Origin of the sequence: Planococcus chinensis, from assembly GCF_042681545.1 — a bacterium.
GTDB classification, from domain to species: Bacteria; Bacillota; Bacilli; order Bacillales_A; family Planococcaceae; genus Planococcus; species Planococcus chinensis.
The window spans coordinates 42,173-51,380 of sequence record NZ_JBHUFW010000023.1; the positions used below are offsets into that span (position 1 = coordinate 42,173).

8 protein-coding genes are annotated in these 9,208 nt (G+C 50.2%); all 8 read right to left on the bottom strand.

What is annotated here, in order from left to right; translation table 11 throughout:
- Window positions 1–99: 99 nt before the first annotated feature.
- Window positions 100–459 (bottom strand): DNA replication initiation control protein YabA, encoded by a 360-nt coding sequence (gene yabA / locus ACFSDB_RS17585; protein ID WP_204893769.1) that lies wholly within the window; start codon window positions 457–459, stop codon window positions 100–102.
- 10 nt (window positions 460–469) lie between these two features.
- Window positions 470–1,282 carry a PSP1 domain-containing protein gene (locus ACFSDB_RS17590; protein ID WP_204893770.1) on the bottom strand — a complete coding sequence of 271 codons (813 nt, stop codon included), beginning with the start codon at window positions 1,280–1,282 and terminating at the stop codon, window positions 470–472.
- A 4-nt stretch (window positions 1,283–1,286) separates the two neighbouring features.
- A complete protein-coding gene (holB, locus tag ACFSDB_RS17595; protein ID WP_204893771.1) occupies window positions 1,287–2,279 on the bottom strand; it encodes a DNA polymerase III subunit delta' in 993 nt (330 codons plus the stop codon).
- 94 nt (window positions 2,280–2,373) lie between these two features.
- On the bottom strand, window positions 2,374–2,703 hold the full coding sequence (locus tag ACFSDB_RS17600) for a cyclic-di-AMP receptor (RefSeq protein WP_204893772.1): 330 nt from the start codon (window positions 2,701–2,703) through the stop codon (window positions 2,374–2,376).
- Between the two features lie 81 nt (window positions 2,704–2,784).
- Window positions 2,785–3,420 carry a dTMP kinase gene (gene tmk, locus ACFSDB_RS17605; RefSeq protein WP_204893773.1) on the bottom strand — a complete coding sequence of 212 codons (636 nt, stop codon included), beginning with the start codon at window positions 3,418–3,420 and terminating at the stop codon, window positions 2,785–2,787.
- Window positions 3,421–3,841: 421 nt separating this feature from the next.
- Window positions 3,842–5,941: an RNA degradosome polyphosphate kinase gene (locus tag ACFSDB_RS17610; protein ID WP_204893777.1), complete on the bottom strand. Its 2,100-nt coding sequence runs from the start codon at window positions 5,939–5,941 to the stop codon at window positions 3,842–3,844.
- A 47-nt stretch (window positions 5,942–5,988) separates the two neighbouring features.
- Window positions 5,989–7,521: an exopolyphosphatase gene (gene ppx / locus ACFSDB_RS17615; RefSeq protein ID WP_204893778.1), complete on the bottom strand. Its 1,533-nt coding sequence runs from the start codon at window positions 7,519–7,521 to the stop codon at window positions 5,989–5,991.
- 65 nt (window positions 7,522–7,586) lie between these two features.
- Window positions 7,587–9,011, bottom strand: coding sequence for an aminotransferase class I/II-fold pyridoxal phosphate-dependent enzyme (locus tag ACFSDB_RS17620; protein ID WP_204893774.1), 1,425 nt, complete (start codon window positions 9,009–9,011; stop codon window positions 7,587–7,589).
- Between the last annotated feature and the right edge of the window lie 197 nt (window positions 9,012–9,208).

Sequence of the window (9,208 nt, forward strand, 5' to 3'; positions counted from 1 at the left end):
TCGGAAGCCTTTATTCTTAATTGCAGCTGCCGAAATCCCGGCCCATCAGGCCCTTCCATAAGGCTGGCTGATGGACGGTGAAACGGCCTCTGCTGCTTTTCAATTCTGTTTGTTCAGGAATGACAGGCAGAACAGGCAATCGTCGCCTTTTCTCGAGCTGCCGAAATGAACATTGCATACATGATAGCCTTCATGGTACAGGCGCGCCAAGTTGTCATAGCCTTCGCCGATGTCCATTACAGCTTTCTTCAGCTTCACCGGATCGGCTGCCACCGCTTCCGGGACTTTCTGATGGAGCTCATCCAAGCGCGCACGCAAATGGTGATTTTCCAACTGGAGCGCATGATGCTCTTCCATCGTATGGGCCACGACCGCTTTCAGTTCCCGGAATTGCTCTTGCATGGACTCCAATTGCTGTTCAAAATCCATCACCGTGTCTAAAAAGTTCTTATCCTTCAATTAAACCACCTCACGCTCTCGTTCCTTGGTCCATTATCTCACTTAATGCGTATTCAAGTGTCTGTTCCTGCTCAGCCAGCCGTACTTTCAAGACACGCTCCAGGATATTCATGCTGACGACACGCCCGTCGCCGTCCGGCGTCGATACGCGTGTGCCGACATCCGGCATCTCTTTCTTGGCGGTTTCGTATTCGTCATTCTCGTATTTCAGGCAGCACATAAGCCGTCCGCACAAGCCTGAAATCTTCGAAGGATTCAGCGACAAGTTCTGGTCTTTTGCCATCTTGATCGATACCGGTTCAAAATCGCCTAAAAACGTTGAACAGCAAAGCATGCGCCCGCATGGACCGATGCCGCCGAGCATTTTCGCTTCATCGCGCACGCCGATCTGGCGAAGCTCGATGCGCGTCCGGAAAATCGACGCCAAGTCTTTTACCAAGTTGCGGAAATCGACGCGCCCTTCCGCCGTGAAATAGAAAATGACTTTATTGCGGTCAAATGTATATTCCACATCCACCAGTTTCATTTCCAACCGGTGTTCTTCGATCTTGTCCGTACCCATTTCAAAAGCACGCCCGGCTTCAAGCCGGTTTTCTTCCACCTGTTGGCGGTCGCGGTCGTTTGCTACGCGCAGCACTTGCTTCAGCGGCAGAACCACATCGTTCTCATCGACCGCCTTCACCGGCACAACAACTTTTCCGTATTCGACTCCTCTGGCTGTTTCGACAATGACGTAATCGTCTTTCTCGATTGCAAACTCGCCCGGGTCGAAATAATATATTTTACCCGCTTTTTTAAAGCGGACACCTATGACATTATACACTCGTCTACCCCTCCTGCAGATTCAGCATTAACTGCTCCATCAGCAGCGTTCGGTTCATATTGCGGGGCAATTGCTGTTTGGCCTGTAATATCGCCTGCAATTGCTTCGAAAGCACCGCAAAAGAACGATGAAGCGCCATCTGCTTCCAAGTTTGTTCCATATCCGGATACGTTCGTGCAGTCTCAAGGCCTGCTTTTGCCGAAGCGATGTCCCGATATGCAAATAATAACATGTCGAGCCCTCTTTCGGCATCTTCTTTTTCTTTAAATATTGGCAGCCACTCGGCTTGGATCAGCAAAAGCGCTTCGTGGACATTGCTGCTGACCGCCTCTACCAATTTTAACACAATTTTGCGCTGTTGAAGAAAAGCTTCATCGGCACTCAACAGCACAGCCTCATCCACGCTTTGCGTCAACATGCTGACGGTGTTGGCCATAGAGGCCGTCATGCCCCCGGCCAATAACGTATCAATCATTTGCGGACGCGACAGCGGCTGGAAAGAGACGATTTGGCAGCGTGAGCGGATGGTCGTCATAATGGCATTGAGCCGTTCCGTCAGCAGGATGGCGGTGACATTAACCTCCGGCTCTTCGAGGAACTTCAGCAATGCATTGGCGGACGAATTGTTCATCCGGTCAGCTTCTTCAATCACATATATTTTCCGGCCTGAACTGAAACCGGTTTTATTCATCGTAAAAATCAACTCGCGGATCTGGTCGATTTTGATGTTCTGACCATCGGGCTCGATAAAAACGATGCCCGGATGGTTCCCTGTATTATAGAGATGACAGCTCCGGCATGTTTCACATGGAACATTTTCCGAAGGATTCTCACAGAGCAGCAGCTTGACGAAAAAGTGAGTAATCTCCGTCAGGCCTGCCCCCGCCGGCCCTTCAAATAAATAGGCATGGGCAAGCCGGTCTTTTTTAAATGCGCCTTGCAGCCGCTTCATGACGACCGGCTGCAGCTCCTGGAGTTGTTGGGTTGTTTTTTGCATGTTTTCACCTTCAATCAGCCTTTGTAAAAAACCCCGTGATCCATAGCGGAACACGGGCAGTTAATGCATCATATGTCTGGGATTGCTGCGTTTATCAGAAATGATGGAATTGCTCGATCGGCAAGACAAAAATCGTCGCGCCGCCGACTTCAACTTCCACCGGATAAGGAATATACGAATCGGCATTCCCGCCCATCGGTGAAACAGGGGCCACCATCTGCTCGCGCGCCCGGCAGTTATCACGGATTAAATCCATCAGTTTCGGCACCAGGCCGTCTTCGATCCCGATTAAGAAAGTGGTATTTCCTGAGCGCAAAAACCCTCCCGTACTGGCAAGCTTGGTAGCCCGGAAATCATTTTTTGTTAACGCATTGGATAAACGGTTGCTATCTTGATCCTGCACGACTGCTACGACGAGTTTCATCAGCACTCACTCCCTTTTCATTGTTTCTTCTATATAAGTATACCATGAATAAAGGCGCATATTGTATATCTTTCCAATGCCTCATTTCTTCATTTGTTCAATAAAACCGGTGATTTCAGCCATTGCGCTCTCGAATACGGCAGCCAGGCTGTCTGAGGCATCGATGACCCGGATGCGCTCCGGATAGCGGCTGACAAGCAGCTTATAGCCTTCCCGGACGGTTTCATGAAACTTGACCGATTCGATATCCAAGCGGTTCACTTCCCGCCCGGCATCCTTTTCGATGCGTGAAAGCCCGATTGCCGGTTCCACATCAAAATACAACGTCATATCCGGCATATAATGATCGATTGCGAATTTATTGACCGTAAAGATTTCATCGATGCCGAGCCCGCGGGCATGCCCTTGATAAGCCAGGCTGCTGTCGATATAGCGGTCGCACAGCACGATTTCCCCTGCTTCAAGCGCCGGCACGATTTTTTCAACCAAATGCTGGCGGCGGGCTGCCGCGTACAGCAGCGCTTCGGTCCGGGGGTCCATGTTGGTGTTGCTGCGGTCCAGGATAACTTCCCGGATCTGTTCGGCAATATCAATGCCTCCCGGTTCCCTCGTGCAGACGACGGAATGGCCCTGCTGTTTGAGCGCATCAGCGACCAGTTTCAGGACGCTGGTTTTGCCCGACCCTTCCCCGCCTTCTAATGTAATCAAATAACCCATTTCTCATTCACCTGTTTTCTTAGTGTTGTAAACTCCTTTTACTATACAGGATTCCGGCCCTTTTTGCGCCCGCGAACCCACAATAAAAGCGCCCATCAAGGCGCTTTTATCCTGGCTTTCGAGAATCCTTCTAAATAATTTAATAAAAGAAGCGAACCTTTTACGCCGCTTGGCCGCTTTGGTCATGGCTTCCGTCAGGAGCCTAAAAGAACACCCGCCTCTTTATAAAACCTTCCTGCTCTTGCATCGCTTCGCTAGCTTCGTCTCTAGCTAGCTCATTGACTACAGGCAGCACCTATTATCTTCCTTGTCCTATCTGAGATATGGAACAAATCAGTAAAAAGAACAGTATTGTTTCTGTGTTGATTTTAGTTTTCTCAGCGAATTGAGTAAAAGCGCCCCTCAGGTGCTTTTATCTAACCTAATCCTCATCTTCGGCCACTTGGTATGCTTCGTTATACAGCACCAGCTGGCTGTTGATCTCGGGGTCGCCTTCTTTTCTTTTCACGTAATGGTACTGTCCTTTGGCGTCCTGTTCCCTCGCTTTGACATTGTCTTCGAGTGCCAGCTCCAGCGTGTGCTTCACTTGTTTTTTGATGGCATTGTCGTAAATCGGGAACAGGATTTCGATGCGGTTTTCCATATTTCGTGTCATCATGTCTGCCGAAGACAAGAATGTCCTTTCCTCGCCGTTATGGTGGAAGTAATAGATTCGGCTATGTTCTAGCAGCCGCCCGACGATGCTCCGGACGCGTATGTTTTCACTGACGTCTTTGATGCCCGGACGCAAGCAGCAGATGCCGCGCACAATCAAATCAATCTGGACGCCGGCAATCGAAGCTTCATACAGCCGCCGGATAATTGCTTTGTCGGTCAAAGAATTCATTTTTGCAATGATGCGGCCGTTGCCGAACTTTTTCTGGCAGTCGATTTCCGCTTCAATAAGGTTGATGAAATCTCTCCGGATGGTGAAAGGGGCAACGGACAAATGGTGGAATTCCGGTTTTTCCGTATAGCCGCTCAAGTAATTGAAGAAATTGGTGGCGTCGACGCCAAATTCCTTTTTGGATGTGAAGAGACTCATATCCGTATATAGCTTCGCTGTCTGGTCATTGTAATTCCCTGTACCCAAATGGACAAAGCGGTCGATATGATCCGCCTTTTTCCGGACAATCAGCGTGATTTTACTGTGGGTTTTCAAATGGGTCATGCCGTAAATCACGTGGCAGCCGGCCTGTTCCAGCTCTTTTGCCCATTGGACGTTGTTCTCTTCATCGAAACGCGCTTTCAACTCCACCAGCACGGTGACTTGTTTGCCTTTTTCCGCCGCCCGTTTCAGGGCTTTGATGATCGGCGAGTCTCCGCTGACCCTGTAGAGCGTCTGCTTGATGGCCAGCACTTCGGGATCATCTGCCGCTTCGGACACGAATTCGACCACCGGCTCAAAGGATTCATACGGATGATGCAGAAAAATGTCCTGATCCATCACTTTTTCGAAAATGTCTTCATGGAACGCTAGGCTCCGCGGCGGCTGAGATATGCGGCTTTCATAAACCAATTTGGCATGTGGTTTGGCCATACGCTTGTAAAACCCGAAAAACAGTGTCAAATCGATCGGGCCTTCGATTTCATAGACATCTTTCTTGAGGACTTCCAGCTCATCCATCAAATACGCTAGCACTTGAGGATCGAGCCCCTCTTTCTGGACCTCGAGACGGACAGCCGCTCCCCACTTCCGTTTCCTCAGTTCTTTTTCGATTTCCTTCAATAAATCACGGGCACCTTCTTCATGGATCGTCATATCAGCATTGCGGGTGATGCGAAACACTGCTACTGAGACGACAGAAAAGCCGTGGAACAGCTTGCTGATGAAATAACTGATGATGTCCTCGAGCAAAACAATCCGTTCTTTTCCGGACTTCCCTTGCAGCACGAAGAGCCGTTCGAGAACCGAAGGCATCTGGACAATGGCCGTCTTGAACGGGTTTTCCGCCTCTTCATCATTATCCCGCAGCACGACTGCCAAATTGATGCTTTTATTGAGCAGCATCGGGAAAGGGCGGTAGGCATCGATAGCCATGGGCGTTAATACGGGGAAAATCTGCTCATCAAAATGCGCTTCCACTTCCTTCAATTCGGCCGGATTCAAATCCTCCATCTTCAGGAACCTGACGCCTTCCTGTTTCATTTGCGGCAGCAATTCGTCTTGCAGCGCCCGGTACTGCTGTTCCACTAATTGGTGGGTCTTGTTGGCGATTTCCTTCAATTGCCTGGCAGGCGTCATCCCAGCTTTGTTTTCCGGCTTGTTGAACCCCACCTTCACTTGATCCTGCAGCCCGGCAACGCGCACCATGAAAAATTCATCTAAATTGGAACTGAAAATCGCCAGGAATTTCATGCGTTCCAGGAGCGGATTCCGTTCGTCGAGCGCTTCCTGCAAGACCCGCTCGTTGAACGCGAGCCAGCTCAGTTCCCTATTATTGTAAAAAGAAGGATTATTCAGTTCAACGGCATGCTTCATCTTTGTATTCAACGTTTCCGCCACCTTTTACATGCAATTTCCCATCTCTATTCCTGTTCGATAAAATGAAGCTGAATCGGTTTCTTTAATTGCTTTTCAAGATGCTTTTTCTGCTTTTCCGCTTGGTACTGCTCGGGTTTCCAGTCCCCCCGGCAATAAATATTAAACTTCAGTGCATCGCCTTCAAGTTCGAGCCCAATCCAATCAATGACATTCCGTTTTGTGGCATTCAAGCTATAGGCCAATTTGACAATTGCACCGAACAGGCTATATTTAGCGATTTCTTCTTTCGTGAACCATTCCTGGTAAAGCGCCGTGTTCCGCTTGAACAATTCCTTGTTTTTGAAAGAAGCGATCAGCGCAAGAATCAGGCGCTCCTTGTGCAAAAGTCCGTCAATCGTCCGGTTGGCCAATAGATAGAATGTATGCTGGTGGCTTGCTTCTGCATCGATATAGGTGCCTAGGTTATAGACGGCACTCCCAAGCCGGATGAACTTCTCGTCTTTCGGCGTCACATTCAAGATCCCCTGCTTTTCGAGCTCATGCAAAATCATCATGGCATTCGTGCTTACTTGGGCTGCATGGGTCAGATTGATATCATAGTCGATGGCAAGTTCGTAGAAACTCTCTTCTACGACATTCGGAAACACCGACAGTTCAAAGTCCTTTGTCAGTTCCTCATAAAATACGCCGTCCCGCAAGCCTTTGCGGCTCAATGCGAACACCTCTGTCCCGATAAGGCCCATCAGGTTCGCGAACACTTCAATCGCCGGGATGATGATGTCTGCCCGATCTTTTGACAACCCTTCAACGCGCTGCACCTCCTGAAAATCCATGGACAGCAGCATTGAATCGATTTCTTTGACGTCGTTCGCAGTCATCTTGTATTGATGGATTCCCGCAAGCGGATACTCGATGAATTCCTGATGAATCTGTGCCATGTTCCGGGCGCTCCCTCCGATTCCGATGAGCGGCAGCCCCTTGCCTTTCAGCCATGGGAGCGTCTGGAATTGGCTGCTCAAAAAGGTGCGAAGCGTCTTCAATTCTTGCGGAGTCGGCATGTCATTTTTGATGAATTGCTCCTTCAGCGACAATGCCCCGAAAGGAAAACTATGGAAATAGACCAGTTTACGATCTTCAAAAAGGGTAAGTTCCGTACTCCCTCCCCCGATATCCACCGTGATGCCGCTCGAAAACGGCGTAGAGTTAACGACGGCCAAATAGCCGTAATACGCTTCTTCATATTCCGATAAAATCCGCACTTTGAAATCGGTCTCTTCTGCCACCCGGTCCAAGATCTCCTGCTGGTTATTGGCTTGGCGGATGGCTGCCGTAGCGACGCATTTCACTTCTTCAAGCTGATGGTGCCGCGTAATTTCCTGGAAGCTCTGCAAGGTCTCGACCAGAATATCGATCCCTTCGTCCTCGAGCCGGCCCGATGCCGATAAATAACTGCGCAAGCGCGCGACTGCTTTCACGTTTTCAGCTTCGGTCAGCCTGCCGCTCTTGTCGCGGCTATAGACCACGAGCCGCATGGTATTCGAACCGATATCGACAATGGCATATTTCTCCTGATTCATCATAATTCCCCACATCCTGACACTATAAATTTCAACATACTCCTACCATACCCTTTTTCCCGAAGTTATCTACCCCGAGGCAGCACGCGGATTAATTTTTCGCTCAAGCGATGGTCTCCTTGGATCTGGGCATTCGTGGCAAGGCAGTCCGCCAAGTTCTCCAATTTTTCAAGCGTCCACTTTTCGCCGGGCAATATCAGTGGAATTCCAGGCGGATACGGCACCACCGTGCCTGCCGAAATCCGCCCGTAGGCTTTCGGATACGGCAGCCATTCAAATTCCCCGACTTCCAGCTCTTCAAAGGAGAGCTCTGGCATTTCAATCATTTGCTGCACGGGCACCTTGATGTCCACCGACAGCCGCTCTTCCTGCAGGACCCCCCGCACCCCTTCTTTGATGCGGCTGCGGATTTCCGCGAACGGATAGGAATGCACATGCTTCAGCAACGGCAAAATCAGCAGCACTTGATGGGGGTCGGCCAATTCGGCATGGATTCCGGTTTCTTCAAGCTGCTTTTTTAATTGCGGGCCGCTGTGATGGCCGACGCGGAGCATCAGTTTCAACGGATCATCCGGTTCGAACACTTCCAGTTTCGGAATGGTCTTCAACCCGCTGAGAAACTGCCTGCGCTTGTCTTCAAAGCTCCGCTTATCGGGCTGGGAATAAGTCTGCACAAATGACCGTGCATCATCAAGCGAGGCCATTATAAGGTAGGAAGGGCTACTCGACTGCAGCATCCGCAAATACTTTCTAATTTTCCCGGCGTCCAGCAGCTGTCCCTGCACATGCAAAAATGATCCCATGGTCATCGCCGGCAGGCTTTTGTGTGCAGACTGTACAACTGCGTCTGCTCCAAGACCCAGCGCAGACGGCGGATACGGGGAGCCCAATACAAAATGGGCGCCGTGCGCTTCATCGACAAGCACAACAATTCCCTTATCGTGGCAAAATGAAATGATTGCTTCCAGATCAGCGCCAGCCATGCCGTAATAATTGGGGTATGTCACGACCAGCACTTTCGCTTCCGGATACGCCGCATATGCTGCCTCAACGTCTTCCAAGCGCAAGGCCGTTGCCGTCAACGAAGCCCGGTCCCATTCAGGCGCTACGTAGATCGGGCGTACTTTGGCCAGTTCAAGGGCATGGAAAACCGACTTATGGGAATTGCGCTGGACGAGAACCGCATCTCCTTCCTCGCAAGCAGCCAGGATCATCGCCAGATTTCCTGAAGTCGAGCCATTGACCAGGAAGAAGCTTTCGTCCGCGCCGTACGCTTCTGCCAGGAGCTGCTGCGCTTCCCCGATCACTTCTTCCGGGTAATGCAGATCATCCAGGCCGGAAAGTTCAGTGACGTCGTAAGCCATGGCGGATTTGATGGCTTCCGGCAAAGCCGACAGCTGCCCATTCTTATGGCCGGGCACGTGGAACGAAATCGGCTGCTGCTGCTGAAAATGGATCAAGGCATCCACTAAAGGTCTTCGGTATGTCATATATTCCACCCTCACATTTTTACTTAAATTCATTATATCGAAAATAACCCCTCTTCATGAATAAAGAGCGGCGTGCGTTTGCCGAAATTCGGCCGACTTATAAAGAACAACACAAAAAAAGCCGCTACCTTTTCAGGTAACGGCTTTCGATGTGCCCAGCGGCGTCCTACTCTCACAGGGGGAAACCCCCAACTACC

Bases quoted from the DNA above. Each gene is read 5' to 3' on its own strand.
- holB (WP_204893771.1), bottom strand. From the start codon at position 2,279: ATGCAAAAAACAACCCAACAACTCCAGGAGCTGCAGCCGGTCGTCATG.
- ACFSDB_RS17600 (WP_204893772.1), bottom strand. From the start codon at position 2,703: ATGAAACTCGTCGTAGCAGTCGTGCAGGATCAAGATAGCAACCGTTTA.
- tmk (WP_204893773.1), bottom strand. From the start codon at position 3,420: ATGGGTTATTTGATTACATTAGAAGGCGGGGAAGGGTCGGGCAAAACC.
- ACFSDB_RS17610 (WP_204893777.1), bottom strand. From the start codon at position 5,941: ATGAAGCATGCCGTTGAACTGAATAATCCTTCTTTTTACAATAATAGG.
- ppx (WP_204893778.1), bottom strand. From the start codon at position 7,521: ATGAATCAGGAGAAATATGCCATTGTCGATATCGGTTCGAATACCATG.
- ACFSDB_RS17620 (WP_204893774.1), bottom strand. From the start codon at position 9,011: ATGACATACCGAAGACCTTTAGTGGATGCCTTGATCCATTTTCAGCAG.